Here is a 24,160-nt window from a genome sequence, read left to right on the forward strand (position 1 = left end):
CACGACCGGTCATACGCTCGGTGTAGTCGCCCCGACACCACTGGAGCCTGTCTTGACACTGAGTCCGGAATCCCTGCGCGTCACGCTCGGCACCGGGTTGTTGTCGTTTCCCGTCACGCACGCCACCGCGGAGTTCGCGTTCGACGAGGACGCCTACCGGGAGCATGTGGCCTGGCAGTCCTCCCACGGCGCGGCGGGCCTGTTCGCGGCGGGCGGCACCGGTGAGTTCCCGGCGCTGACCCCGGACGAGGTCGCGCGCGTGGTGCGTGCGGCGGTCGCCGCCGCGGGGAAGACCCCGGTGCTCGCGCCCGCGGGGTACGGGACCGCGCAGGCGGTGCTGATGGCCCGGGACGCCGAGACGGCGGGCGCGTCGGGGCTGCTCCTGCTGCCGCAGTACCTGTCGGAGGTGCCGCAGGAAGGCCTGGTCGCGCACGTCAGGGCGGTGTGTGCGGCGACGTCGCTGGGGGTGGTCGTCTACCACCGGGCCAACGCCCGGTACACGTTCGACACGGTCGCACGGCTCGCCGAGGAGTGCCCGAACCTGATCGGGTTCAAGGACGGGGTCGGCAACGTCGACCTCATGACGCGTGTGCATGCCCGGCTGGGGGAGCGGCTCCTGTCGATCGGCGGGCTGCCCACCGCGGAGACGTATGCGATGCCGTGGCTGGAGATGGGTGTCACGACCTACTCGTCGGCGATCTTCAACTTCGCGCCGAGGTGGGCGCTGGAGTTCTTCGCGGCGGTGCGGGCGCGGGACGCGGTGGGCGTCTACCGGAGGCTGGACGAGTTCGTGCTGCCCTACATCGAGATCCGTGACCGGCGCGCGGGGTACGCGGTGTCGATCGTGAAGGCGGGGCTGCGTGCGGTGGGGCGTGACGCGGGCCCGGTGCGACCCCCGTTGGCGGACCTGACGGCGGGCGAGTTCGATGAGCTGAACACTCTCGTGCGGAAGGTGGGTCTGTCATGACCGCGACGCAGGCACTGACCGGGTCGATGTTGATCGGCGCCTCGGATGTGCGGGGCGGTGCGGGTGAGGTGCGTGGCGTGAACCCGGCGACCGGTGAGGTGCTCGAGCCGGCGTTCGGGCTCGGTGACGAGTCCGACGTGGACCGGGCGGTGTCCATCGCGTGGCACGCGTTCCCCACCTACCGGGCCACGACGCTGGCGGCGCGGGCGGCGTTGCTCACCACGATCGCCGACAACATCGACGCACTCGGTGACACGCTCGTGGCCCGGGTCGTCGCCGAGACCGGTATCCCCGACCCTCGGGTGCGCGGTGAGCTGGCGCGCACCACCAACCAGCTGCGGTTGTTCGCGTCGGTCGCGGCGGACGGGCGGTTTCTCGGCGCGCGTCTGGACACCCCGGATCCCGACCGTTCGCCGTTGCCGAAGCCGGACCTGCGGCAGCGGAAGATCCCGCTGGGGCCGGTCGCGGTGTTCTCGGCGAGCAACTTCCCGCTGGCGTTCTCGGTCGCGGGCGGTGACACCGCGTCCGCGTTGGCGGCGGGTGCGCCGGTCGTGGTGAAGGCGCACAGCGCCCACCCCGGCACTTCCGAGCTGGTGGGTCGCGCGATCCGTGCGGCGGTGCGGGAGCACGACCTGCCCGAGGGTGTGTTCTCGCTGCTGTTCGGTGAGGGCCGCAGCCTCGGTACCGCCCTGGTGAGGCATCCGAGGATCGCGGCGGTGGGGTTCACCGGTTCCCGGTCCGGTGGTCTCGCGCTGGTGGCGGCGGCCGCGTCCCGGCCGGTGCCGATCCCGGTGTACGCGGAGATGTCGTCGGTGAACCCGGTGATCCTGCTGCCCGGTGCGCTCGACTCCGCCGCCGCGGCGCTGGGTACCGCGTTCGTGACGTCCCTGACCACCTCGGCGGGTCAGTTGTGCACCAACCCGGGTCTCGTGTTCGCGCTCGGCGACCCCACCGAGTTCCTCGCCGCCGCCCGCGAGGCCGTGGAGGCCGCGCCGGGTGCCGCGATGCTGAGCGCCACGATCCAGCGTGCTTACACCGACGGCACGGGCAGGCTCGCAGGCACCGCGGGGGTGACGGAGGTCGCGGCGGGCGGGGTGGCCGAGGCGGTGCCCACGTGCGGGCAGGCGAGGCTGTTCGCCACCGACGGCGACACCTTCCTCGCCGACCACAGCCTGCGTGAGGAGGTGTTCGGTGCCGCGTCGCTGGTGGTGCGGGTACGGGATCTGCCGCAGTTGGAGCAGATCCTCGACACCCTGGAAGGGCAGCTGACCGCGACGGTGCACGCGACCGACACCGACCACGACACCGTCGCGGCGTTGTTGCCGCGTCTGGAGCTGCTGGCGGGGCGGGTGCTCTACGGCGGCTGGCCGACCGGTGTCGAGGTCGGTCACGCGGTCGTGCACGGCGGCCCGTTCCCCGCCACGTCGGCGCCTGCCACGACCTCGGTGGGCACGCTGGCCATCGAGCGGTGGCTGCGGCCGGTCGCCTACCAGAACCTGCCGTCGGCGTTGCTGCCCGGGGAACTGCGGGACGGCAACCCGTTGGGTGTGGCGCGGCTGCGGGACGGGGCACCCGAGTGACCCCACCCGTGGTCACCGGCTACCGGGTCGTCCCGGTGGCGGGACGGGACAGCATGCTGCTCAACCTCAGCGGCGCGCACGGGCCGTTCTTCACCCGCAACCTGCTGATCCTCACCGACTCCGACGGCCGCACCGGTGTCGGAGAGGTCCCCGGCGGGCCCGCGATCACCGGCACACTCACCGAGGCCCGTGACCTGGTGGTGGGTGCGCCGGTGAGCACGCACCAGGCGGTCCTGGCCACGGTCGCGCACCGGTTCGCGGGCCGTGACGCCGCGGGTCGCGGGGTGCAGACGTTCGACCTGCGGGTCGCCGTGCACGTCCGCACCGCCGTCGAGGCCGCGATGCTGGACCTGCTGGGCCAGTACCTGGAGGTGCCGGTCGCGGCGCTGCTCGGCGAGGGCCGCCAACGCGACCGGGTGCGGGCGCTGGGTTACCTGTTCTTCGTCGGCGACCGCACGAGAACCGATCTCGACTACCGGGCCGGCGAGGGCGAGGGCTGGTTCGGTGTGCGGGACCGGGAGGCGCTCGACGCGGCCGGCATCCTCGCGCAGGCGGAGGCCGCGCAGGCCCGGTACGGGTTCACCGACTTCAAGCTCAAGGGTGGGGTCCTGTCCGGTGACGCGGAGGTCGAGGTCGTGCACGCCCTGGCCGGCCGGTTCCCCGACGCCGACCTGACGTTGGATCCCAACGGTGGGTGGCGGCTGGCCGACGCGATCCGCCACGGCAACGCCCTCCGCGACGTGCTGGCCTACGCCGAGGACCCGTGTGGCGCCGAGGACGGTTACTCCGGCCGCGAGACCCTCGCCGAGTTCCGGCGCGCCACCAACCTGCGCACCGCCACCAACATGGTCGCCACCGACTGGCGTCAGCTCGGGCACGCCGTGCGCCAGTCCGCCGTCGACATCCCCCTCGCCGACCCGCACTTCTGGACCATGAACGGCTCGGTCCGGGTCGCGCAGCTCTGCCAGGCGTGGGGCCTGACGTGGGGTTCGCACTCCAACAACCACTTCGACGTCTCGCTGGCGATGGTCACCCACGTCGCGGCCGCCGCCCCCGGCGAGGTCACCGCGATCGACACCCACTGGATCTGGCAGGACGGCCAGCACCTCACCACCGACCCCATCCCGCTGGTCGACGGGCACCTCACCGTGCCGGCGGCCCCCGGGCTGGGGGTGAGCCTCGACCTCGACCAGGTCGAGGCCGCCCACGAGCTGTACCGGCGTGCGGCGCTGGGGGCGCGTGACGACGCCGTCGCCATGCAGTACCTCGTGCCCGGCTGGCGGTTCGACCCGAAACGACCGGCTTTGGAGACCGTGTGACCGTCCTGCAGGTCTGCCCGCTGCTGCCCTCCCTCGAAGAGGCGCTGCGCGGCCAGTTCACCGTGGTGGACACCCCGTCGCCGGAGGTGGTCGCCGCCGTCACCTCCTCCCGGCACGGTGTCACCCGCGACCAGATGGACGCCATGCCCGCACTGGGTGCGATCGTCCACTTCGGGGTCGGGTACGAGACCACCGACGTCGACCACGCCCGCGTCCGGGGTATCGCGGTGAGCAACACCCCGGACGTGCTGACCGACTGCGTCGCCGACCTCGCGGTGGGCGCCATGATCGACGTGCTCCGGCGCCTGTCCGCCGCCGACCGGTTCGTGCGCCGGGGCGACTGGCTCACCGGCTCCTACCCGCTCGCGACCAGGGTGTCGGGCAGGCGGGTCGGGATCCTCGGTCTCGGCCGGATCGGTCGGGCGATCGCGCACCGGCTGACCGCGTTCGACGCCCGTGTGAGCTACCACTCCCGCCACCGGGTCCCCGACACCCCGTACCGCTACGTCGACTCCCCGGAAGCGTTGGCGGCGGCCGTCGACGTGCTGGTCGTGGCCACTTCCGGCGGCGCGGCGACCGAGGGGCTCGTGTCGGCGCGGGTGCTGGAGGCGTTGGGGCCTGCCGGTTACCTGGTGAACATCGCCCGCGGCAGCGTCGTGGACGAACCCGCGCTGGTGGCCGCCCTGACCGGGGGCACGATCGCCGGCGCGGCCCTCGACGTGTTCGCCGACGAACCCCGCGTCCCGTCAGTGCTGCTCGCGATGGACAACGTGGTGCTCCTGCCGCACATCGCGAGCGCCACCACCGAGACCCGCGAGGCCATGGGCGAGCTCGCGTTCGCGAACCTGCGCCAGTTCATGACCGACGGGACCCTGCTCACCCCGGTGCCGTGACCAGCACCGCGACCGCGAGCAGCAGGAACCCCGCGGGCAGCCCGACCATCCGGTCACCGGCGCGCAGGTGGGTGCCGATCGCCAACGCGAAGAACACCACCAACCCCGCGGCGGCGGCCACACCCGCCCAGGGCCTCGCCAACCCCGCCAGCAAGCCGACCACGGCGACCGCCTTGGGCACCCCCAGCCACGGCAGCGACCAGGCCGGCACCCCGATCCGCCACATCGACGACCGGATCCGTTCCGCCCGCGCGAAGTCGGCCGCCGCGGAGAACAGGTTCGCCGCGGCCGCGAGCACCACGACGACGACGTGCACGACGGTCACGCGCGTGTGAACAGGGCCGCGTGGTCGGCCACCCACTCCGCGAACGGTCGCGGCGGGCGCCCCAACGCCTTCTCGGCGTCGGCGCTCACGTGCGCCGGGCGCCCGGCCTCGCGCCGGTAGCGGTCCATCAACGCGGTGACGAACTCCGGCCGGTGTCCGTTGTCGACCAGCACCCGGGACGCGATCTCCACCGGGACCGGCTCCAGCCGCAGGTCACGGCCCAGGACGCGGCCGATCGTCGCGACCATCTCGGTGTGGGTGAGCGACTCGGGACCGGTCAGCAGCAGCTTGTCGCCCACCAGGTCGTCGGTGGTGAGCGCGGCGGCGGCGACGGCCGCGATGTCCCGCGGGTCGATCGGCGCCTCGGTCGCCTCCGGGAACGGCGCCCGGACCACGTCACCCCGCCGGAGCTGCCCGCCCCACGAGTACTCGGCGTTGACCGCGAAATAGGTCGGCCGCAGGCTCACCCATTCGAGGCCGCTGTCGATCGCCGCGGCCTCGACCTCGGCGTTGCGGTCGCCGTTGAATCGCGACGGCTGCTCGTCGAGCGGCTCGTCCACGTTGGACGCGGCCAGGACCACCACCCGCCGCACCCCCTGCTCCCCGGCTCGTGCCAGCAGGTCCGCGGCGTCGAGGCCGACAGCGCGGGCGTTGAGGAACACCCCGTCGACCCCGGTGAACTCCGGTTCCGTCACCACCTCCGCCCCGGGCAGCTCCGTCACCGAACGCGACACGGCCCGCACCCCGGACCCGCGTAGTAACTCGACCAGGGGACGCCCGACAGTGCCTGTGGCACCAGTGACCAGGTACATCGCCACACCTTCCTACGGTTTTCAGATGATACGAAAAACATAGTACATCGGGGTGTCGAGAATGCGTGGCGGGCTCCGTCCCAGGGGACACGAGCGACCGGACAGGCCGCGGGAAACAATGGAGGAGATGACGATGCGACAGGACGAGATCACCGAGATCCTCAACCGGCCGATCAGCAAGGAGCTGCTGGCGCGTGACCTGACCCGCCTGGCCTACGTCGCCAGGGACGGCACACCCCGCAACGTCCCGATCGCGTTCACCTGGAACGGCTCGCAGATCGTCATGTGCACCTCGAAGAACGCCCCGAAGCTGCCGTCACTGCGCGCGAACCCCGCGGTGGCCCTGACGATCGACACCGAGGTGCACCCGCCCAGGATCCTGCTCGTCCGCGGCCGGGCCGAGCTCGACGTCGTCGACGGCATCCCGGCGGAGTACCTGCAGATGAACGGCACCTACGAGATGACCGCCGAGCAGCGCGTCGAGTGGGAGAAGGAGGTGCGGTCCCTCTACGACGGCATGGTCCGCGTCGTCGTGACCCCCACCTGGGTCAAGCTGATCGACTTCGAGACCACCCTGCCCAGCGCCGTCGAGGAGCTCGCGCGACAGCGCGCCGAGCGCGAGAACGCCTGAAACCACCCGAGGAGCCACCATGAAATACCTGCTGCTCAAGCACTACCGCGGCGCGCCCGCAGCGGTGAACGACGTGCCGATGGACCAGTGGACCCCCGACGAGATCTCCGACCACATCCAGTTCATGCGCGACTTCGCCGACCGGCTCGAAGCCGCGGGCGAGTTCGTCGACGCCCAGGCGCTCTCCCCGGAAGGCACCTTCGTCCGCCACGACGGCGAGGGACGCCCACCGGTCACCGACGGCCCCTTCGCCGAGACCAAGGACCTGATCGCCGGCTGGATGATGATCGACGTCGACACCCACGAACGCGCCCTGCACCTGGCCGGTGAACTGTCCGCCGCCCCGGGTGCCGGCGGCAAACCCATCCACGAGTGGATCGAGGTGCGGCCCGTCTACACCGACCCGCCGACCGTCACGGAGTGACCTCGATGGACGAGGCACTGCTGCGCACGCTCACCCCCGAGGTGATCGGGGTCCTCGTCCGCCGCGGAGCGGACTTCGCGGCGGCCGAGGACGCCTTCCAGGACAGCCTGGTCGAGGCGGTGCGTGTGTGGCGGGACGACCCGCCGCGCGACCCCAAGGGCTGGCTGGTCACCGTCGCGTGGCGCAAGTTCCTCGACGCCACCCGCGCCGACGCCTCCCGGCGCAGGCGCGAGGTGGCCGTCGACGCCGAACCCGAACCCGAACCCGGTGAGGCCGTCGACGACACGCTGCGGCTGTACTTCCTGTGCGCGCACCCGTCCCTGACCCCGGCGTCGGCGGTCGCACTCACCCTCCGCGCCGTCGGCGGCCTCACCACCCGGCAGATCGCGCAGGCCTACCTCGTGCCCGAGGCGACCATGGCCCAACGCATCAGCCGCGCCAAACGGACCGTCGCGGGTGTCCGGTTCGACCGGCCCGGTGACGTCGCCACCGTGCTGCGGGTGCTCTACCTGGTGTTCAACGAGGGCTACTCCGGCGACGTCGACCTCGCCGCCGAAGCCATCCGCATCACCCGCCAGCTCGCCGCCATCACCGACCACGAGGAGGTCGCGGGACTGCTGGCGCTCATGCTGCTCCACCACGCGCGCCGCCCCGCCCGCACCGGCCCCGACGGGCGCCTCGTGCCCCTCGCCGACCAGGACCGCGGCCGGTGGGACACCGGCATGATCGCCGAGGGCGTCGACGTCCTCCAGAAGGCCCTCGCCCGCGACCGCCTCGGCGAGTACCAGGCCCAGGCCGCCGTCGCCGCGCTCCACGCCGACGCCCAGACCGCGGCGGAGACCGACTGGGTGCAGATCGTGGAGTGGTACGACGAGCTCGTGCACCTCACCGACAGCCCCGTGGCCCGCCTCAACCGGGCCGTCGCTGTCGGTGAGGCCGACGGCCCACGCGCCGGCCTCACCGCGCTCGCCTCGCTCGACCCCGCCCTGCCCCGCCACACCGCCGTCGCCGCCTACCTGCACGAACGTGACGGCGACCCCGCCACCGCGGCCCGCCTCTACAGCCAGGCCGCACAGTCGGCGTCGAACCTTGCCGAACGCGAACACCTCACCCGACAGGCCGCGCGGCTCAACGCGCGGCTGCGCGGGTAAGGAGCCCGCACGGCATGATCGACGCCATGAAGCAGTACCTGCTGAGCATCTACCAACCCGACGGCGCACCGGAGCCGGACGTGCTCGCCGAGATCAGGAACAACCTCGACGCGCTCAACGACGAGCTGCGTGCCGAGGGCGCGTGGGTGTTCGCGGGCGGGCTGCACCCGCCGGACACCGCGACCGTGCTGCGGGCCGGCGGTGAGGAGATGCTCGTGACCGACGGCCCGTTCATCGAGGCCAGGGAGTTCCTCGGCGGGTTCACCATCATCACGGCCGCGGACCTCGACGACGCCCTGCGGTGGGGCAGGCGCCTGGCGTCGATCCTCGCGCCGCTCGCGGTGGAGGTGCGGCCCTTCCAGTGACGGTCCTGCGTTCGCTCGTGTTGTTCGCGCTGGCCGCGGTCGCCGAGATCGGCGGCGCGTGGCTGGTCTGGCAGGGTTTTCGGGAACACCGCGGCCTGTGGTGGATCGCCGCGGGCGTGCTCGCGCTCGGCGCCTACGGCTTCGTCGCCACCTTCCAGCCCGACACGCACTTCGGTCGCGTCCTCGCCGCCTACGGCGGGGTGTTCGTCGCCGGGTCACTCGCCTGGGGAGTCGTGGTCGACAAGTTCCGTCCCGACCGCTTCGACTACCTCGGTGCCCTGCTCTGCCTCACCGGCGTCGCCGTGATCATGTACGCGCCACGTCGATGACCGTCGAGGAGATCTTCCGCCAGGAGTACGGCCGCGCGGTGTCCGTGCTGGCCAGAAGCCTCGGCGACCTGGGGCTCGCCGAGGAGTGCGTGCAGGACGCGTTCGTCGAGGCGCTGCGCCGCTGGCCCGACGGCGACCAGCCCCCGAGCCCCGTGGGCTGGCTGATCACCACCGCCCGCAACCGTGCCATCGACCGCCTGCGCCGCGAGTCCACCCGGCTCGAACGCCACCGGCAGGCCCTGGACCTGCTGGCGCCCGACCCCGAACCCGACCAGGGCCCCGTCCGGGACGAGCGGCTGCGGCTGATCTTCACCTGCTGCCACCCCGCGCTCGGGCTCGGCGTGCGGGTGGCGTTGACGCTGCGGCTGCTCGGCGGCCTCACCACGGTCGAGATCGCCCGCGCGTTCCTGGTGCCCGAGGCGACCATGGCCCGACGTCTCGTGCGCGCCAAGAACAAGATCCGCGACGCCGCCATCCCCTACCGCGTCCCCGAGGAGGCCGACCTGCCCGACCGGGTCCGCGGTGTCCTGGCCGTCGTCTACCTGATCTTCACCCAGGCCCACCTCGACCGCCCGTCCCTGGCCGCCGAGGCCATCCGCCTCGGCCGGGTCCTCGCCTCCCTGATGCCCGACGAACCCGAGGTCACCGGCCTGCTGGCGCTGATGCTGCTGAGCGAGTCCCGCCGCCCCGCCCGCACCACCGCCACCGGCGAGCTGGTCCTGCTCGCCGACCAGGACCGCACCCGGTGGGACACCGCGATGGTCGAGGAGGGCCAGGCGCTGGTCAGGGCGTGTCTGCGCCGCAACCAGCCCGGCCCCTACCAGCTGCAGGCCGCGATCGCCGCGGTTCACAGCGACGCCCCCACCACCGCCGACACCGACTGGCCGCAGGTCCTCGCCCTCTACGACCAGCTGATGGCGGTGACCCCGACACCGGTGGTGGCGCTCAACCGGGCGGTCGCGGTCGCCGAGGTCGCCGGCCCGGCCCGGGCGCTCACGCTGGTCGAGTCCCTGGACCTGGACCGCTACCACCTCTACCACTCCGTGCGCGGCAACCTCCTGGCCCGCCTCGGCCGCGCCGCCGAGGCCACCGTCGCCTTCGAGCAGGCCCTCACCCACGCCACCACCGACACCGAACGCGACCTGCTGCGCACACTCCTCGAATGACCTACCCGTCCAGGCCGAGGACGTCGCCGACCAGGTCGACCGCGCTGCGGGACGGGTCGCGGGCGGCGTTGTTGTAGACCTGTTCGGTCGTGTCGATGCTCGAGTGGCCCACGTCGGCCTGGATGTGGACCAGCTGGGCGCCCGCCTCGACGGCGGTCGTGACGTAGAAGTGCCGCAGCGCGTGGGGGTGCAGCGGTGCGTCGGCGGACAGGCGCCGCAACAGCTGCCACACGGCCTGGCGGCGGTAGCGGTGACCGGTGCGGGTCACCAGCAGCGGCTCGTCGACCGGCGCCCCGCGGCGGGTGACCGTCGTGCCCGCGGTGCCGGTGGTGTCGCGAGCACGCAGATAGGCGAGCAGGGCGTCCTCGGCGGCCTTGTGCAGGTAGACCACGCGGGTCTTGCCGCCCTTGCCGAGGACCCGCAGCGCCCGGCGGCCCCGGGTCACGTGCAGGTCGCCGCGGTCGAGGCCGCACAGCTCGCTGACCCGCAGCCCCAGCGTGAACAACGCGACCACCGCCGTCGCCCGCGCCGTGTCCAGGGTGGACGCGCCTCGTTTCGGGGTGGCCGCGGCGTCGTAGAGGGCCTTGACCTGCGCCGTCGTCAGCACGACCGTGCCCGTGGTGCTCGCCGCGTCACCCAGTCCCAGGCGGCGGCGGTTGAGGGCGGCCGGGTTGCCGGCGGCGAGCCCCGTGTCGGCCAGGTGCGTGTAGAGGGCCTTGACCGTGGCGAGCATCCGGTCGCGGGTCGCCGGCGCCGCGCCTGCGGTGTTCAGCGCGTCGAGCCACACCTTCACGTGGGTCGAGGTCGCCGTGAGCGGGTCGACGCCCGCGGTCGCGCACCAGCGGAACCAGTGCAGGTGCCGCAGCCGGCCTCGCGCCGCCGGGGGAGGACCGCCGCCGGGGGAGGGCCGGGCGCCGACCACCGCCGCGTACCGCGCGACCGCCGAAGCCCAGTAGTCAGAGCCGCTGACGGTTTTCGTGGGCGCCTCGGAGGCAGGCAACCAGTCGCGGAGGTCGGTGGCGGTTACGGGCAGGCCGAGCCCTTCGGCGTAGGTGCGTCTCGTGGCGCGGTTCCCGTAGCCGCCCAGCCACTCGGCGATCTCTCTCAGCAGCTCGGCGGGCCTGTCGACGCCAGGCCACGGCCCCTCTGAGGCTTTCGTCAGCTCGGTGGAAGTCACGCCCATCATCTTAGCTACAAAAGCACGGTTCTGTAGCCAACGATGGTTTAGGTTTCGATATCTGTAACCGGTAGATAAGGTTATGGGTACTGATACTAGGATGGTGGCATGGTCGATGTGGTCACCGAAACCGTGGAGTCCGACTCGCTGTGCGGGTTCAGTCATTGCCGGGCGCCGCTCCCGGCCCCGGGCCCGCGCGGCGGACGCCCGTTCGCCTACTGCCCGGACCGCACCTGGCCCGGCGGCAAGACGTGCAAACAGCTCGCCGCCGCACAGGACGCCCTCACCGAAGCCCTCGGGACCCCCGCCGACTCCACGATCACCGCGGCCGCCACCGCGTTCACCGCCACCGCGACCCGGCTGGCCGACCCGCTGCAGGAGGTCCTGTCGGTAGCGACCGCGCTGCGGGACTCGCTGGGCGCCGAACTGGCCACCGCCGCGGCCCGCGTCGCCGAGGCCGAGGAGACCGCCGCCCGCGAACGCGGCCTACGCGAACAAGCCGAGACAGCAGCCGCCGAAGCGACGACGCAGGCCCGGCGGGCCACCGAACACGCCGCCGCCACCGCCCGCGCCGCCACCGAGGAGGCGGACCGTCACCGTGCGGACCGCGACCGCGCGGTGAGCGACGCCGAGACCGCCACGCAGGCGCGAACCCAGGCGGAACTGGCGCAGGCCCGGGCCGAGGGCGTCGCCGCCACCGAGAAAACGCGGGCCGAACACGCCGTGCAGGCCGAACGGGCCCGCGCGGAAGCCGCCACGAAGGCACTGGCCGCCGTCACCGAGAAACTCGCCACCGCGAGGGCCGAACGCGACGCCGCCCGCGCCACGGCCGAGGACCTGCGCGTGGCCGTCGAGGAACGGCGCCGGGCCACCGACAACGCCGTCGCCGCACTCGCGACCGCCAGGACCCGCGAGGCGGAGCTGACCGCGGAACTCGCCAACGTCCGCGCCGCGGCCGCCACCGCCCTCACCCAGTCGAGCACCGAACTCGTCCAGGCCCAGACCGAAACCGCCGCAGCGAAAGCCGAGGCAACCCGAAACGCGGGCGCCGCACACGACCTCACCCGCCTACGCGCCACCACCACCGCCCTACGCGACGTCCTCCTGACCCCCGACCTCCCCGAAGGCGAACTGCGGACCCGCCTGCTCGCCGAACTCCTCACCGACCGGACCAGCTAGCCCCCGCCGGGCCGACCTGGCGGCCACCGTGGCACCTCGCAACCAGCTCACCCGTCGAACCCCGCCCCAGCACGAACCAATGCCCCAGCCCCCTCGATCCCCTGGCGGAGTGGATACCTGATCACCCGCCCGCCGACGGGCCCGGGTTCGTCTCCGCTCCCCGATGGCGACACCCCCTGTGCCGACGCCGGGTAGCGAGGGGTGCGCGAAAGAACCGGACCAGTCAGGCGCCCCCGAGGTGGACCTGGTCGCGGCCCGCGCCCGCCGGACACGATGACCACCATGCCCACCGACCTCGCCCGCTGGCTCGACACCGACTTCGTCGACGCCAACACCGAGCTGGAGCAGGCCTACTTCGCGGCGAGGACCGAGATCCTCCACGACGTCACCGACCTCGACCAGCGCAGACGCACCCTCCGCGACGACGGCGCCACCCTCGTCACCCGCCTCGCCGACACCGACCCCACCTAGCCCACACCGCCCTCGAGGAGGTCCTCGCCGTCAACAGGGCGCTCGCCGCCGAGCTGGACCCGGACCGCTTCTTCTTCAACGTCCGCCCCTACTTCAAGCCCCACGTGGTGTGCGGCACCGAGTACCGGGGTGCGAACGCAGGCGACTACTCGGCCGTCAACGAGATCGACCTCGCCCTGGGCCTGTGTGACCTGACCGACCCGTTCTACCAGCGGATCGTCGCCGAGAAGTACCCGTACGTGCCGCCGGAGGACCAGCCGAGGCTACGCACCCCACCGGCCGACCTGCGTCACCGCCTCGCACCGGGAGGCCCGAACACCGACCGGTTCCTCGCGGTGTGCCGCGCCCACGGCGCCGCCTACGCCTTCCACCACCACCGGCTCGTGAAGCCGTTCCTGCAGGCCCCCGCCGCGACCGTCCCACCCGACCGGCTCGCGAAGCTCACCGCCAGCGGCCCGCCCCTGGACGTCGTTGTCGCCACCCTGGCCCGGCTCGTCGACCTCTGCACCGCCCGATCCCGCAAACACCGTCAGGACAGCAGGTTGAGCACCAGGTAGGCGAGTGCCGCGACCAGTCCCGCGCCGGGGAAGGTCAGCACCCACCCGGTGGCGATCTCCCCGGCGACCGACCAGCGGACCGCCTTGCGTCGCTGTGTCGCGCCGACCCCCATGACCGCCGAGGTCACCACGTGTGTGGTGGACACCGGCGCCGCGAACACGAACGCCGTCAGGTACAGCACCGACGACGCCGAGATCTCCGCGGCGAACCCGTGCGCGGGCGTGAGGTGGAAGATTCGCCGCCCGAGGGTGCGCATGATCCGCAACCCACCCGACCACGTCCCGGCGGCGAGCGCGGTCGCGCACGCGAGGATCACCCACAGCGGCACGTGGTAGTCGTTCTGGTGGCCGGTCACCACGAGCGCGAGCACGATGATCCCCATGCTCTTCTGCGCGTCCTGCAGGCCGTGGCCGAGCGCGAGGCTGGACGCGGACACGATCTGCGCGCGCCGCAGCAGCCGGTTGGCCCGGTGCGGGTTCGCGGCCCGGAACGCCCACATCAACCCGATCATCACCAGGTAGCCGAGCGTCAGCCCGACCACCGGCGACACCACCATCGGGATGAGCACCTTGGCGACCACCCCCGACCAGTGCACGGTCGTCGTCGACACGAGCGCGGCGCCGACCATGCCGCCGATCAGGGCGTGCGACGACGAGGACGGCAGCCCGAAGTACCAGGTGGTGAGGTTCCACAGGATGGCGCCGACCAGCGCGGCGCCGACGACCGCCATGCCGTGTTCGGAGTGCGGGGTGTCGATGATGCCCTTCGCGACCGTGACCGCCACCCCGGTGCCGGCCAGGGCGCCGATGAGGTTCATGACCGCGGCGAGCGCGAGCGCGGCCCGCAGTGACAGGGCCTTCGTGGACACCGCGCTCGCGATGGCGTTGGCGGCGTCGTGGAAACCGTTGGTGTAGTCGAACCCCAGCGCCAGTGCGACGACGAGGATCAGCGCGAGCCAGTCCACCGCGTCAGGACTCTTTGACCGCGATGCTGTGGACCACGTCGGCGACGTGTTCGAACGCGTCCGCGGCCGACTCGAGCTGGTCGACGATCTCCTTGAGCTTCATCACGGTCAGCGGGTCGTGGCTGCCGTCGAACAGGAACTGCAGCAGGTGCCGGTACACCTGGTCGGCCTCGTTCTCCAGCTCGTTGATCTGCACCCAGAAGTCACGCAGGTTGCGCAGTGTCGCGAGCCGGGGCATGGCGTCGGCGGTGAGCTGCGCGCACTTGACGAGGATGTCGACCAGCGCGCGGACGTTCGCGGGCAGCGCCTCGGGGTTGTAGAGGGTGGTCAGCTCCACCGCGGCGTCCATGTAGTCGACGACGTCGTCCAGGCGCACCGCGAGCCGGTAGATGTCCTCGCGGTCGAACGGTGTGATGAACGCGCGGTCGAGCTGCTCGATGATGGCGTGGGTGGCGTCGTCGCCCGCGTGTTCTGCCTCCCGCATGCGACGTGCGAGCTCCGCGCGTTCCTCCGTGGGCACGGCGACGAACTCGGCCAGCACGGCGGTCGCGGTGGCGATGTTCGCGCCTGCCACGCTGAACAGGTCGAAGAACTTCGTGTCGCGTGGCTTCAGCCGCATAAGGCGTCCCCGATCATGGCCAGATTATTAACAGCGCATGAACCGGCCCTGAACGGGGATACCCCTTCGGATGGCGCTACACGGTCAAAACGGGCGCTCAGACCAGGCGTAGGTGTGGGCGCGGGGCCGCCATGCCGAGCAGGTCACGCAGTCGGGGCAGCGGCAGGTGCAGGCGGGCTGCGAGCAGCGGCAGCGGCAGACCGTGCCCTGCGGCCAGTTCGGCGGCGCGGACCAGCAGCTCGGGGCGTTCGCCGGGGTAGCGGGACCCGACGGGCTCGTCGGTGCGCCACCCGAGTCCGGTGAGGGTGGCCATGACCCGCCGCAGGGTCGACTCGCTGTAGACGCCGAGGTCCTTGCCCCGGTAGGCGAGCGCGGCGACCGACACGCCGTAGCCGTCGGCGGTCTCCTTGAGGGCGGTGACGTCGACGGGGGTGGGGAGGCGGTCGCGGATCTCGGCGGCGGGCATGAGCAGCTCGGCGGCGAAGGTGTTGGCCTCCCGCTCGTGCACCCGCGAGCCGGGCGCGGGTTCGGGGTGGAGCAGCAGGTGGCCCAGCTCGTGGGCGACGGAGAACCGCTGCCGCATCGGGTTGCCCTTGTGCGACAGCACGATCATGGGTCGGCCGTGGAGGGCGGCGGAGAACGCGTCGATGGTCTCGGCGTCCACTCCGGGCAGCTGGGTGAGCACGATCCCCCGGCGTTCGAGGGTGCGCACGAGGTGCACGACCGGCCCGGACGGCACCCCCCAGGCCTCGCGGACCAGGACGGCGGTGGCGGCGGGGTCGCTTGCCGCGGCGTCCGGTCCCAGGTCCACCGCTGGCAGCTCGATGACCTGGTCGAGCTGGTCGATCAGCTCCCACAGCAGCTCGACGTGGGCGAGTGCCTGCTGGCGCTGGTGGGCGGTGGTGGAGCGCAGGGACCGGAAGTGCGCGCTCGCGGTGTCCAGCCGCAGGTGCGGGCGGCCGGTGGTGAAGAACGAGACGGGCACGTCCAGTGCGGCGGCGCAGCGGTGCAGGGTCTCGCCGCTGGGCCGCGACTGTCCCAGCTCGTACTGGGAGACCGCGGCGGCGGTGCGGTCGATGGCGTCGGCGAGGTCGCGTTTGCGCATGCCGGCGAGCTCGCGGGCCATCGTGAGCCGGGCGGGCGCGAATGCCTGCGCGACGGCGGCGGCATCCGGGTGCACGGCAGGACCTCTCGGGACAGGGGTGGTGGTCCGTGCCATGGTGGTCCAGCACGGAGAGTGGTGATCTTCGGGGCGATGCTCAGCCGGACCGGCGACCGTCTTCCGAGTGACGGGGACGCAGCGGCAGTGTGGGCTCGGACACGTCGAAGATCGTGGGGTCCAGCGGCCCGGTCCGGCGGGGCACGCCGGTCGCGTTCGTCATGTCGAGCAGGTAGTCGCACCAGTCCCAGTCCACACGGTTGTCGACCAGCTCGCCCTGGCCGATCCAGGCGCCGGTGAGCCCGTGTTGTTCGGCGCCGGTCCACACGAGCGCGAGGCGTTCCCGGTCGCCGAACAACGCGTCCGGGCGGCTGAACAGGGCCTGGTGGTCGGCGCCGTTGAGCAGTTCGCGGCGCAGGTCGCTGGCGTCGGCGAGTGAGCCGTTGGGGCCGCCGTGGACCTGCATCTGGTAGATCCCGACCTTCGGCAGCTTCAGCGCGACGGTCTGGAACGCCCACTCGACCTGCAGGTCGGGCAGCTGCGCGGTGAGCGACTCGGCGGTGCGGACGAGGAACTGGTAGCGGTCGGTGCCGAAGCTGTGGCTGTTGTTCCAGTCGCCGCGCGGACCGGACAGCCGCAGCCGCTGGTGCTCGGCGGCGACCTCGTGGGCGTCGCGCAGCCACTCGCAGAGCACCGACACCAGCGTGGGTACGGGAATCGGGTCGATCAGGGCGGCCAGCCGGTCCACGGACATCCCCCTACTTGATCCGCCACTCGCGTTTCGAGTCGACTGACTTGATTCTCACGCGTGATCCGGTCACGGCGGGGGAGGTGGGACGGCGTGTCGGCCACTCGCTAGTGTCGCTGGTCCAGCCTGGTCGCACCGCGCGGCGACCCCGACCTCTGTTCGGAGCAGCGATGCCTGCGGATGTGCCGGTCGAAGTACCTGGTCTCGGCGCCGCCGATGCGGTTGTGTATGCACGGGAAGGTCCTCTTGTACCGGTGGCGGCTCGGCTCCGACCAGCCCCCCGCGGTAGACGCGCCGCCACCGCCCTCTCCCCGATGTGGAGGTCGTGGACGTGAGCGGGCTCGCGAGTGTGTTCGCCGACGGGCACGTCGACGGCTGTGAGCTGGCCGGCTACCACGCCGGGCTGTCCGCGGGCCTCGGCAAGGCGCTGGTGGACCTGGACGACACCGAGCTGGTCGCCGCCGCGCGAGGCGGGTTCGCCGCGGTGCCGGCGGAACGCGTGCACGAGGACGCGACGGTCGTCGAGCACGGCATGGTCGCCGCCGAGGGCGTCGCGATCCTGGACGTGCGGCTCCCCGCGGGACTGACCGTGCTGCGCCCGGCCGGTGACCGGCCCGAGGTGGTGGGGCTGCGGCTCGCGGCCGTGCGGATCGGGTTGGTGCGCAAGGTGCTCGACCAGGCGCTGGCCCGCCAGACCGACGAGAACTCGCTGCTGCGGTGGCGGATCGGGCTGCGTGCCATCGGCGAGATCCGCGCGGTGTTGGAGGGGCTGCGGTGGCGGCTGGTGGGCCTGGCCGGGTTCCCGTCGCGCGCGGACGTCGCGGAGGTGCACGCGCGGCTCACCGACCTGGACTGGCGGGTGGCGCGGCTGTTCTGGCCGGAGGGCTACCGCGAGGACCGGCGGGTGCGGGCGTTGTTCGTCGGCGAGCTGGTGGCCACGACCTGGGTCGGCGCCTGAGTCAGCCCGCGTCGCGGACGAGCAGCGCGACCTCGACCCGGTTGACGCAGCCGAGTTTGGACAGCACGCGGCTGACGTAGGTCTTGATGGTCGGCTCGCTCATGTGGACGCGGCGGCCGATCTCGGCGTTGGACAGTCCCTGCGCGACCAGCCCGGCGATCTCGGTCTCGCGTTCGCCGAGCACGGCGAGCCGCTCACCGGCCCGCTGCCGGCGACCCGCGGCGGGGGTGACCATGTCGAGGACGAGGCGGGTGACCTCGGGGGACAGGTAGGCGTCGCCGGTGTGGGCGGCGCGGACCGCGCGGATCAGCTCGTCGGGGGCGCAGTGTTTGAGCACGAACCCGGCGGCGCCGTCGTGCAGGGCGGCCAGCACGTTGGGTTCGGTGCCGAACGAGGTCAGCATGACCGCCTTGACCGCGGGCACCTGGCGGCGCAGCTCGCCCAGGGCGGCGAGCCCGTCGAGGACGGGCATGGTGATGTCGAGCAACACCACGTCCGGTCGGTGCCGCAACGCCTGCGTGACGGCGGTGTGGCCGTCGGCGGCGGTGGCGACGACCTCGATGTCGCCCGCCGACTCGAGCACGGTGGCGATACCCGCGGTGATGAGGGGTTCGTCGTCGGCGACCAGGACACGCAGCACCTCAGCCACCCATCCCGACGACGAAGCTGACCGGCATCAGCACGAACAGCAGCGTGGCGGTGGAGACGCCCAGCAGCGCGAGGCGGGTGCGGGTGAGGCGAGGTACCGGCGGCAGGTCCGGTGTGGCGGTGGGGAGCATCGCCACGAGCCGGAACTCGCCGTTCTCGACGCGGTGGTCGACGAACCCGCCCGCGGCGGCGGCCCGCTCGGCGAGCCCGACCAGCCCGTACCCGCCGCCCGCTGTCGGGCCCGCGGTCACGGGGTTGGTCACGGTGACCAGCAACACGTCGGTTTCGCGGGTCAGGTGTATGGCGACGGGTCGGCCCGGGGCGTGCTTGGCGGCGTTGGTGAGGCCCTCCTCGACGACCCGGTAGGCGGTCCGCGACACCGCGACCGGCAGCGGCGCGTCGGGGTCGCCGGTGACGCTCACCGCGACCCCGGCCGCGCGGAACTCGGTGACCAGGGCCGGGATCCGGTCCGCGCCGGGCCCGTCCGCGGCGGCGCCGCGCAGGGAGCCGATCAGCTGGTACAGCTCGGTGACGGCGTCGCGGGCGCTTCGGGCGAGCGCCGCCACCGCCTCGCTCTGCCGCGCCGGCAGGTCACCCACTTCGAGGGCCGCGGCCTGCACGGACACCAGACCGAGGCGCCGGCCGAGCGAGTCGTGCATGTCGCGGGCGATCCGCAGCCGCTCCCGCAGCTGTTCGCGTTCGGCGAGCAGCGCCCGTTCGGTCCGCAGCGCCCGGTTGTGCGCGTCGAGGGTCCGCACGAGGCGGCGGTGCTGAGCGAGGTAGCGGCCGACGAGCACCGGCAGGACGGTGAACACGACGAACCCGGACACGTGCTGGGGTGTGGCGGCCGGGTGGGCGGCGACCTGCGCCGCGGCGGCGGCGAACGCGGTGCCGACGACGACCGCGAGGTCGGTGCGTGCGGGCAGGGTCAGCCCGGTGAGGTAGGCCGTCCACACCAGCAGCGCGTACCCGAGCAGGGTCATCATCCCGAAGGGCCCCTGGTTGGCCTGTGCCGCGGCGACGAACACCGCGAGGTTGGCCACGAGCACGGCGGCAACGGCGAGAGGTCGGCCCATGCCGAGAAGGCTACGGGTCGACTTTCGTCGACAGTACGGGCGACTTTCGACGACAGCGGCCGACGCCCCCGGTTTCCTACGGTGCCGGTGTGATCGAAGTGGAAGGCCTCAGCAAACAATACGGTCGTACCGTCGCGGTCGACGACCTGTCGTTCACGGTCAGACCGGGTCTGGTGACCGGGTTCCTCGGCCCCAACGGCGCGGGCAAGTCGACGACCATGCGGATGATGCTCGGCCTGGACCGGCCCAGCGCGGGCCGGGTCCTGATCGACGGGCGCCCCTACGCGGGCCTCACCGACCCGCTGCGGCAGGTGGGCGCGTTGCTGGAGGCACGGTCGGTGCACGGCGGCCGCCGCGCCCACCACCACCTGCGGTGGCTGGCGCAGACCAACCGGATCCCCACGGCCAGGGTGGACGAGGTGCTCGAGCTGGCCGGCCTGACCGGGGCGCGCCGCAAACGGGTCGCCGGGTTCTCCCTGGGCATGCACCAGCGGCTCGGTCTCGCCGCCGCCCTGCTCGGCGACCCGCCGGTACTGCTGTTCGACGAGCCGGTCAACGGCCTCGACCCGGAGGGCATCGTCTGGCTGCGCAACCTGATGAAGGGCTTCGCCGCCGAGGGCAGGACCGTGTTCGTGTCCAGCCACCTGATGAGCGAGATGGCGATGACCGCCGAGCACCTCGTGGTGATCGGGCGAGGGCGGCTGCTCGCGGACACGACGGTCGAGCGGTTCATCGCCGACAACACCCAGTCATACGTACGTATCGCCACCCCGGAGCCCGCGCGGCTCCGGGAGGCGCTGACCGCGGAGGGAATACAGGTGACCGACACCGACGACGGCGCGCTCGCCGCCCACGGCACCGACACGACGAAGGTGGGTGAGCTGGTCGCGCGACACGGGGTGGTGGTGCACGAGATGGCGGCCCGGTCGGCGTCGCTGGAGGAGGCGTTCGTGCAGCTGACCGGCGAGCACGTGGAGTTCGGCCGATGAGCGCGTTCGCCGGGGTGCTGCGCGCGGAGTGGACCAAGGTCGCCACGGTCCGGTCGACCTGGTGGAGCCTGTTCACCACCACGGTCCTGTGCGTCGGGCTGGGTGTGCTGCTGGGGTTCCAGGTGGGCGGCGGGTCGTCGGACGGGCGGGGTGATCTCGAGGCGCTGATCGCGTTCTTCCCGTTGGTGATCGGGCAGATCGCGCTCGTGGCGTTCGGCGTGTTGGTGGCCGGCGCCGAGTACTCGTCCGGGACCGTGCGTGCCTCGCTCGTCGCGGTGCCGGCCCGCGGTGTGTTCCTCGCGGCGAAGACCTTGGTCACGGCCGGGGTCGCGGGCGTGGTGTCGGTGGTGGTCGCGTTCGGCACGTTCTTCGCCACCCAGTGGGGCCTGGGCGAGCACGGCGTGTCGCTGTCCGATCCCGGGATGACGCGGGCGGTGCTGGGTGCCTGTGTGTACCTGACGGCGATGTGCGTGTTCGCGATGGGTGTCGCGACCGTGCTGCGCAGCTCCGCGTTGTCGCTGGGGATCCTGCTGCCGCTGCTGTTCCTGAACTCGCAGGGACTGTCGAGCGTGCCGGCGATCCGCTCGGTGACCCAGTACCTGCCCGACCAGGCGGGCGCGGGGTTGATGCGCGTCGGCGGCACGAGGTGGTTCATGGGCGAGCTGACATTCGGCGTGCTCGGGTCGCTGCTGGTGCTGTTGGGCTGGGTGGCTGCCGCCCTCGCGGGTGGTTACCTGTCACTGCGCCGCCGCGACGCCTGACCTGCGGGTACCGTACCCGGGTGGCTCAAGCGCCCCCGCCCGGCCGACGCCCCGGCCGGCCACCGTCACTGACCCGCGACGGCGTGGCACGCGCGGCCCTGGAGCTGGGGGTGGCCCAGCTGTCGATGCCGGTGGTCGCCCGCAGGCTGGAGGTCGGCCACTCCACGCTCTACCGGTACGTCCACGACCGCGACGATCTGCTGCTCGCGGCGCTGGACCTCGCGATGCGGGAGTTCACGTGGCCGCGCCGGGACCAGCCGTGGCGGGAGCTGCTGACCTCGTTCGCCGACGCGGTGTGGCGGTTCCTGACCCGCTACCCGGGCATGGGGGAGGCGTCGCAGGCCGTGCCCGCGCTGCCGCCCACGGCACTGGAGATGGGTGCGGACTACGTGTCGCGGCTGTGTGCGGAGGGGATGTCGCGGCGCGACGCGATGATCGCGGTGAACTTCACCGCCGAGCTGACCGTCGCCGCCGAGATCGGTGTGCGCCGCACCAGGCGACTGATCGAGTCCGCGCGCGGCAGCCGCAGCCTGCAGGAGCTGTACGCGCCGGCAGACGACCGCATGGACCGGCGGGGCTGGCTCGACGACAAGCTCGCGATCATGCTCGACGGCCTGGCCAGCCGTCTCGGCGAACCCGGCGCGACCACGTCTCCCGCACCGGCTCCGGTGCGGGAGACGGCGGAGCCGACGAGGGACGAGGTCGCCGGCGCGGGCCGCCGGATCGCGCGCTGCCTGGGACTGCCCGCGGTGTCGGTGCACGCGGTCGCCCACGAGCTGGGAGCCGACGTCAACGCCGTGCGCCGGGTGGCGGGCGACCGCGACGGTGTCGTGGTCGCGATGCTCGACGCGGTCGCGGCCGACGCGTCCGCCGCCGTACCCGACCCGACCCCGGAACCGCGCGACGAGCTGCTGGCCGTGGCGACCACCGGGTACACGGTGCTGGCGGCCGACCCGTGGGCGGTGATCGCGCTCGCGGTGGACGGACTGGCCTCACCCGCGGTGATGCCGTTGGCGGAGCGGGTGTTCGTGGCGTTCCACAAGGCCGGGGTGCCCGACGAGTCGGTGGGCCACGCCAACCGGATCCTGTGGGGGCACGTGTACGGCACGGTCCTCAACCAGTCGGCGGCGGGCACGTTCGCCCGCCGGGTCGCGATGAGCGTCGACCTCCCGCCGCCGACGGGCCCGACCCGTTCGACGCTGGGCATCGAGATCGTCGTCGACGGGTTGCTGGCGCACCTGGCGACGTGAACGAGACGTGCACGAGACGGCAATCGCGGCGGAGTTGGCTCGGTGGTGACCCGAAAGGAGATCCCCGATGACCAAGAAGATCATCGCCGTGGTCGGTGCGACCGGCCAGCAGGGCGGCGGCGTGGCCCGCGCGATCCTCGACGACCCGGCAGGCGAGTTCACCGTCCGCGCCCTGACCCGCAACCCCGGCTCGGACGCGGCGAAGGCGCTGGCCGCCCGCGGCGCGGAGGTGGTGGCGACGGACCTGGACGATGGGCCGAGCGTGCGTGCCGCGCTCGACGGTGCCTACTTCGTGAGGGGCCGCGCGCGGGTCGAGGACGGTCCCGGCGCGGTGCGGGACGCGCTGACCAGGCTCGTCCGCTCGTTCAGCGGGGTGCCCGTGACGGCTTAGGATGATCGTGTGCGCGTGACATCCAGCACCGTCGGCGTGAACACGACCGACTTCCTGGCCGATCCTCTCGGCCCTGCGACCGTCGCGGGCGCGCTGGTGCAGCAACCCGGCGAGGGCCGTCTGCTGTGGGCCGCGTACACGACGGCCCACGACGTCGACATCCCCGGCGTCACCAGCACGCTCGCGTGTGACGAAACCCCGGATCTGATCGTGTGGGGGCCCGCGCGGGACTGTCTCGCGCACCGGTATGTGCGTGACAGCTCGCCGGGGCGTCGTCGACTGTGGACGCTCACCCCGCAGCGCCTGGCCCTGCACACCGAGGTCGCGGCGCCGCTGCCGGAGCCGTCGCAGGGTGCGAGCCTGCTCGCGAAGGTCGCGAAGCTGGGCCGTGAGCTGGCGGAGAAGGTGAACGAGACCCGCCTGCGGTTCGGCGCGAACGTCGAGGACGAGCCGGTCGCGCTGCCGACGCTGGAGCCGCTCGCGGAGATCCCGAGGTCGCGGATCGCCGGTTTCGAGGTCGCGCACCGCGGTGACACGCCGGTGCTGCGGTTGCGGCTCGTGGACCGGTCCGGCATCGACTTCCTGGTGGGCATGACCGACCGCGACGAGTGCGAGTACGCGGTCGGGCTGGCCAACGGCGAGCCGTCGCTGCGGCCGGGGGCGCGGGCGGAGTGGGTGGCGAAGCTGGCGGAGAAGTCCCGCAAGCTGGCCGAGCGGCTGGTGCGCCCAGGTGAGCAGGTGTTGCTGGCGGGCACGAACAACCACGGGTACGTGGGGGTGCAGCTGGGCCGGGAGCTGCGGGTGCCGCACGCGCCGCTGGGCGTGATGCCCGCGCTGAACCTGACGAAACTGCGGTGGCCGAGGCCGGCGCCGACGTCGCAGAACCCGAACGGGTGGCTGGACGACCCGACGATCGCGTTCTGGGTGCAGGCCGACCACGCGGGGCGGGACGCGGTGGCGCTGGCGGACATGCTGGCCCACACGAGGGGTGTGGCGCGGCTGGTGCTGACGAGGGCGCGGCTGGCGTTGGTGGCGGCGACCAAGCTGCTGGCCACGCCGCCGGACCCGGGCCCGCCGATGACGTCGGTGCTGGAGCTGCCTGCGACCCGGATCAGGGCGGTGGCCGCGGAGTACGCGGGCCACAGCCTGCCGCCGAAGCCGTTGCTGCGTCTGGACTTCACGGACGGTTCGACGCTGCGTCTACGCGACCCGATCGCGGCGCGTCAGGCAGCACTGATCGGCAGGTAACC

Annotated in this window: 28 protein-coding genes; 19 read left to right on the forward strand and 9 right to left on the reverse strand. The window is 72.6% G+C overall.

The features are described from left to right. Positions 1-52: 52 nt before the first annotated feature. Genes kdgD through CLV71_RS33065 form a run of 4 tightly spaced genes read left to right on the forward strand, consistent with a single transcriptional unit; the run spans position 53 to position 4,759 of the window. Positions 53-967, forward strand: a complete 915-nt coding sequence (kdgD, locus tag CLV71_RS33050) for a 5-dehydro-4-deoxyglucarate dehydratase (protein WP_243866903.1) — start codon at positions 53-55, stop codon at positions 965-967. Next, positions 964-2,547 (forward strand): aldehyde dehydrogenase (NADP(+)), encoded by a 1,584-nt coding sequence (locus tag CLV71_RS33055; protein WP_133906819.1) that lies wholly within the window; start codon positions 964-966, stop codon positions 2,545-2,547. Before kdgD ends, CLV71_RS33055 begins: the two co-directional genes overlap by 4 nt. Further along, complete coding sequence (locus CLV71_RS33060) at positions 2,544-3,866, forward strand: enolase C-terminal domain-like protein (RefSeq protein WP_243866904.1); 1,323 nt, start codon at positions 2,544-2,546, stop codon at positions 3,864-3,866. Before CLV71_RS33055 ends, CLV71_RS33060 begins: the two co-directional genes overlap by 4 nt. Continuing rightward, entirely contained in the window at positions 3,863-4,759 is an 897-nt protein-coding gene (locus tag CLV71_RS33065) for a 2-hydroxyacid dehydrogenase (protein ID WP_208297868.1), read from the forward strand. Before CLV71_RS33060 ends, CLV71_RS33065 begins: the two co-directional genes overlap by 4 nt. Here CLV71_RS33065 and CLV71_RS33070 read toward each other — a convergent pair. Together CLV71_RS33070 and CLV71_RS33075 are read right to left on the reverse strand one after the other, a co-directional pair. After that, complete coding sequence (locus CLV71_RS33070) at positions 4,743-5,084, reverse strand: DoxX family protein (protein WP_133906821.1); 342 nt, start codon at positions 5,082-5,084, stop codon at positions 4,743-4,745. The two genes, CLV71_RS33065 and CLV71_RS33070, sit on opposite strands and share 17 nt — an antisense overlap. Beyond that, on the reverse strand, positions 5,081-5,896 hold the full coding sequence (locus tag CLV71_RS33075; protein ID WP_133906822.1) for an NAD(P)H-binding protein: 816 nt from the start codon (positions 5,894-5,896) through the stop codon (positions 5,081-5,083). Before CLV71_RS33075 ends, CLV71_RS33070 begins: the two co-directional genes overlap by 4 nt. 133 nt (positions 5,897-6,029) lie before the next feature. Here CLV71_RS33075 and CLV71_RS33080 point away from each other — a divergent pair, with 133 nt between their 5' ends. From CLV71_RS33080 to CLV71_RS33105, 6 genes are read left to right on the forward strand one after another with little or no spacing between them, the layout of a single operon-like run. Further along, positions 6,030-6,527 carry a pyridoxamine 5'-phosphate oxidase family protein gene (locus CLV71_RS33080; RefSeq protein WP_133906965.1) on the forward strand — a complete coding sequence of 166 codons (498 nt, stop codon included), beginning with the start codon at positions 6,030-6,032 and terminating at the stop codon, positions 6,525-6,527. Positions 6,528-6,546: 19 nt separating this feature from the next. Beyond that, a complete protein-coding gene (locus tag CLV71_RS33085) occupies positions 6,547-6,951 on the forward strand; it encodes a YciI family protein (protein ID WP_133906823.1) in 405 nt (134 codons plus the stop codon). Between the two features lie 5 nt (positions 6,952-6,956). Continuing rightward, positions 6,957-8,102 carry an RNA polymerase sigma factor gene (locus CLV71_RS33090; RefSeq protein WP_133906824.1) on the forward strand — a complete coding sequence of 382 codons (1,146 nt, stop codon included), beginning with the start codon at positions 6,957-6,959 and terminating at the stop codon, positions 8,100-8,102. Positions 8,103-8,128: 26 nt separating this feature from the next. After that, positions 8,129-8,467 carry a YciI family protein gene (locus CLV71_RS33095; RefSeq protein ID WP_133906966.1) on the forward strand — a complete coding sequence of 113 codons (339 nt, stop codon included), beginning with the start codon at positions 8,129-8,131 and terminating at the stop codon, positions 8,465-8,467. Further along, the gene (locus CLV71_RS33100; RefSeq protein WP_133906825.1) at positions 8,464-8,796 is read left to right on the forward strand and encodes a YnfA family protein; all 333 of its coding nucleotides are present in this window, start codon (positions 8,464-8,466) and stop codon (positions 8,794-8,796) included. The genes CLV71_RS33095 and CLV71_RS33100 overlap by 4 nt, the downstream gene beginning before the upstream one ends. Continuing rightward, on the forward strand, positions 8,793-9,962 hold the full coding sequence (locus CLV71_RS33105) for an RNA polymerase sigma factor (protein ID WP_133906826.1): 1,170 nt from the start codon (positions 8,793-8,795) through the stop codon (positions 9,960-9,962). The genes CLV71_RS33100 and CLV71_RS33105 overlap by 4 nt, the downstream gene beginning before the upstream one ends. Before the next feature lies 1 nt (position 9,963). On the opposite strand, the gene CLV71_RS33110 is transcribed toward CLV71_RS33105, so the two are convergent. Continuing rightward, complete coding sequence (locus CLV71_RS33110; protein WP_424923929.1) at positions 9,964-11,145, reverse strand: tyrosine-type recombinase/integrase; 1,182 nt, start codon at positions 11,143-11,145, stop codon at positions 9,964-9,966. A gap of 102 nt (positions 11,146-11,247) precedes the next feature. On the opposite strand from CLV71_RS33110, the gene CLV71_RS33115 reads away from it, so the two are divergent. From CLV71_RS33115 to CLV71_RS49625, 3 genes are all read left to right on the forward strand, one after another. After that, positions 11,248-12,318 carry a hypothetical protein gene (locus CLV71_RS33115; RefSeq protein WP_133906828.1) on the forward strand — a complete coding sequence of 357 codons (1,071 nt, stop codon included), beginning with the start codon at positions 11,248-11,250 and terminating at the stop codon, positions 12,316-12,318. 282 nt (positions 12,319-12,600) lie between these two features. Beyond that, entirely contained in the window at positions 12,601-12,789 is a 189-nt protein-coding gene (locus CLV71_RS49620; protein WP_243866908.1) for a hypothetical protein, read from the forward strand. 53 nt (positions 12,790-12,842) lie between these two features. Next, a complete protein-coding gene (locus CLV71_RS49625; protein WP_243866939.1) occupies positions 12,843-13,346 on the forward strand; it encodes a monodechloroaminopyrrolnitrin synthase PrnB family protein in 504 nt (167 codons plus the stop codon). Here the strand turns inward: CLV71_RS49625 and CLV71_RS33125 are convergent. From CLV71_RS33125 to CLV71_RS33140, 4 genes are all read right to left on the reverse strand, one after another. Further along, a complete protein-coding gene (locus CLV71_RS33125) occupies positions 13,319-14,311 on the reverse strand; it encodes an inorganic phosphate transporter (protein WP_133906829.1) in 993 nt (330 codons plus the stop codon). The two genes, CLV71_RS49625 and CLV71_RS33125, sit on opposite strands and share 28 nt — an antisense overlap. A 4-nt stretch (positions 14,312-14,315) precedes the next feature. Further along, positions 14,316-14,930: a DUF47 domain-containing protein gene (locus CLV71_RS33130; RefSeq protein ID WP_133906830.1), complete on the reverse strand. Its 615-nt coding sequence runs from the start codon at positions 14,928-14,930 to the stop codon at positions 14,316-14,318. A 97-nt stretch (positions 14,931-15,027) separates the two neighbouring features. After that, positions 15,028-16,110 (reverse strand): helix-turn-helix domain-containing protein, encoded by a 1,083-nt coding sequence (locus CLV71_RS33135; protein WP_166664362.1) that lies wholly within the window; start codon positions 16,108-16,110, stop codon positions 15,028-15,030. 79 nt (positions 16,111-16,189) lie between these two features. Continuing rightward, on the reverse strand, positions 16,190-16,843 hold the full coding sequence (locus CLV71_RS33140; protein ID WP_133906832.1) for a hypothetical protein: 654 nt from the start codon (positions 16,841-16,843) through the stop codon (positions 16,190-16,192). 325 nt (positions 16,844-17,168) lie between these two features. Between CLV71_RS33140 and CLV71_RS33145 the strand changes: the two genes are divergently transcribed. Then, complete coding sequence (locus CLV71_RS33145) at positions 17,169-17,795, forward strand: hypothetical protein (protein ID WP_133906833.1); 627 nt, start codon at positions 17,169-17,171, stop codon at positions 17,793-17,795. 1 nt (position 17,796) lies between these two features. Here the strand turns inward: CLV71_RS33145 and CLV71_RS33150 are convergent, their stop codons facing one another. Both CLV71_RS33150 and CLV71_RS33155 read right to left on the reverse strand, forming a co-directional pair. Then, a complete protein-coding gene (locus CLV71_RS33150; protein WP_133906834.1) occupies positions 17,797-18,435 on the reverse strand; it encodes a response regulator in 639 nt (212 codons plus the stop codon). A gap of 1 nt (position 18,436) precedes the next feature. After that, positions 18,437-19,519 carry a sensor histidine kinase gene (locus tag CLV71_RS33155; RefSeq protein ID WP_133906835.1) on the reverse strand — a complete coding sequence of 361 codons (1,083 nt, stop codon included), beginning with the start codon at positions 19,517-19,519 and terminating at the stop codon, positions 18,437-18,439. An 89-nt stretch (positions 19,520-19,608) separates the two neighbouring features. Here CLV71_RS33155 and CLV71_RS33160 point away from each other — a divergent pair, with 89 nt between their 5' ends. From CLV71_RS33160 to CLV71_RS33180, 5 genes are all read left to right on the forward strand, one after another. Beyond that, complete coding sequence (locus tag CLV71_RS33160; RefSeq protein ID WP_133906836.1) at positions 19,609-20,508, forward strand: ABC transporter ATP-binding protein; 900 nt, start codon at positions 19,609-19,611, stop codon at positions 20,506-20,508. Beyond that, positions 20,505-21,269: an ABC transporter permease gene (locus tag CLV71_RS33165; protein WP_133906837.1), complete on the forward strand. Its 765-nt coding sequence runs from the start codon at positions 20,505-20,507 to the stop codon at positions 21,267-21,269. Before CLV71_RS33160 ends, CLV71_RS33165 begins: the two co-directional genes overlap by 4 nt. Before the next feature lie 20 nt (positions 21,270-21,289). Continuing rightward, positions 21,290-22,519 (forward strand): TetR/AcrR family transcriptional regulator, encoded by a 1,230-nt coding sequence (locus tag CLV71_RS48805; RefSeq protein ID WP_208297869.1) that lies wholly within the window; start codon positions 21,290-21,292, stop codon positions 22,517-22,519. 67 nt (positions 22,520-22,586) lie between these two features. Beyond that, positions 22,587-22,910: an NmrA family NAD(P)-binding protein gene (locus tag CLV71_RS33175; protein WP_133906838.1), complete on the forward strand. Its 324-nt coding sequence runs from the start codon at positions 22,587-22,589 to the stop codon at positions 22,908-22,910. 15 nt (positions 22,911-22,925) lie between these two features. Further along, a complete protein-coding gene (locus tag CLV71_RS33180; RefSeq protein WP_133906839.1) occupies positions 22,926-24,158 on the forward strand; it encodes a hypothetical protein in 1,233 nt (410 codons plus the stop codon). Positions 24,159-24,160: the final 2 nt, after the last annotated feature.

The sequence above is a fragment of the Actinophytocola oryzae genome (assembly GCF_004364325.1).
GTDB lineage: Bacteria > Actinomycetota > Actinomycetes > Mycobacteriales > Pseudonocardiaceae > Actinophytocola > Actinophytocola oryzae.

Excerpts from the sequence above, each read along its gene's own strand:
- CLV71_RS33055 (WP_133906819.1), top strand. The coding sequence starts at position 964 with ATGACCGCGACGCAGGCACTGACCGGGTCGATGTTGATCGGCGCCTCG.
- CLV71_RS33075 (WP_133906822.1), bottom strand. The coding sequence starts at position 5,896 with ATGTACCTGGTCACTGGTGCCACAGGCACTGTCGGGCGTCCCCTGGTC.
- CLV71_RS33080 (WP_133906965.1), top strand. The coding sequence starts at position 6,030 with ATGCGACAGGACGAGATCACCGAGATCCTCAACCGGCCGATCAGCAAG.
- CLV71_RS33085 (WP_133906823.1), top strand. The coding sequence starts at position 6,547 with ATGAAATACCTGCTGCTCAAGCACTACCGCGGCGCGCCCGCAGCGGTG.
- CLV71_RS33090 (WP_133906824.1), top strand. The coding sequence starts at position 6,957 with ATGGACGAGGCACTGCTGCGCACGCTCACCCCCGAGGTGATCGGGGTC.
- CLV71_RS33095 (WP_133906966.1), top strand. The coding sequence starts at position 8,129 with ATGAAGCAGTACCTGCTGAGCATCTACCAACCCGACGGCGCACCGGAG.
- CLV71_RS33105 (WP_133906826.1), top strand. The coding sequence starts at position 8,793 with ATGACCGTCGAGGAGATCTTCCGCCAGGAGTACGGCCGCGCGGTGTCC.
- CLV71_RS33110 (WP_424923929.1), bottom strand. The coding sequence starts at position 11,145 with ATGGGCGTGACTTCCACCGAGCTGACGAAAGCCTCAGAGGGGCCGTGG.
- CLV71_RS33115 (WP_133906828.1), top strand. The coding sequence starts at position 11,248 with ATGGTCGATGTGGTCACCGAAACCGTGGAGTCCGACTCGCTGTGCGGG.
- CLV71_RS49620 (WP_243866908.1), top strand. The coding sequence starts at position 12,601 with ATGCCCACCGACCTCGCCCGCTGGCTCGACACCGACTTCGTCGACGCC.
- CLV71_RS33130 (WP_133906830.1), bottom strand. The coding sequence starts at position 14,930 with ATGCGGCTGAAGCCACGCGACACGAAGTTCTTCGACCTGTTCAGCGTG.
- CLV71_RS33140 (WP_133906832.1), bottom strand. The coding sequence starts at position 16,843 with ATGTCCGTGGACCGGCTGGCCGCCCTGATCGACCCGATTCCCGTACCC.
- CLV71_RS33155 (WP_133906835.1), bottom strand. The coding sequence starts at position 19,519 with ATGGGCCGACCTCTCGCCGTTGCCGCCGTGCTCGTGGCCAACCTCGCG.
- CLV71_RS33165 (WP_133906837.1), top strand. The coding sequence starts at position 20,505 with ATGAGCGCGTTCGCCGGGGTGCTGCGCGCGGAGTGGACCAAGGTCGCC.
- CLV71_RS33175 (WP_133906838.1), top strand. The coding sequence starts at position 22,587 with ATGACCAAGAAGATCATCGCCGTGGTCGGTGCGACCGGCCAGCAGGGC.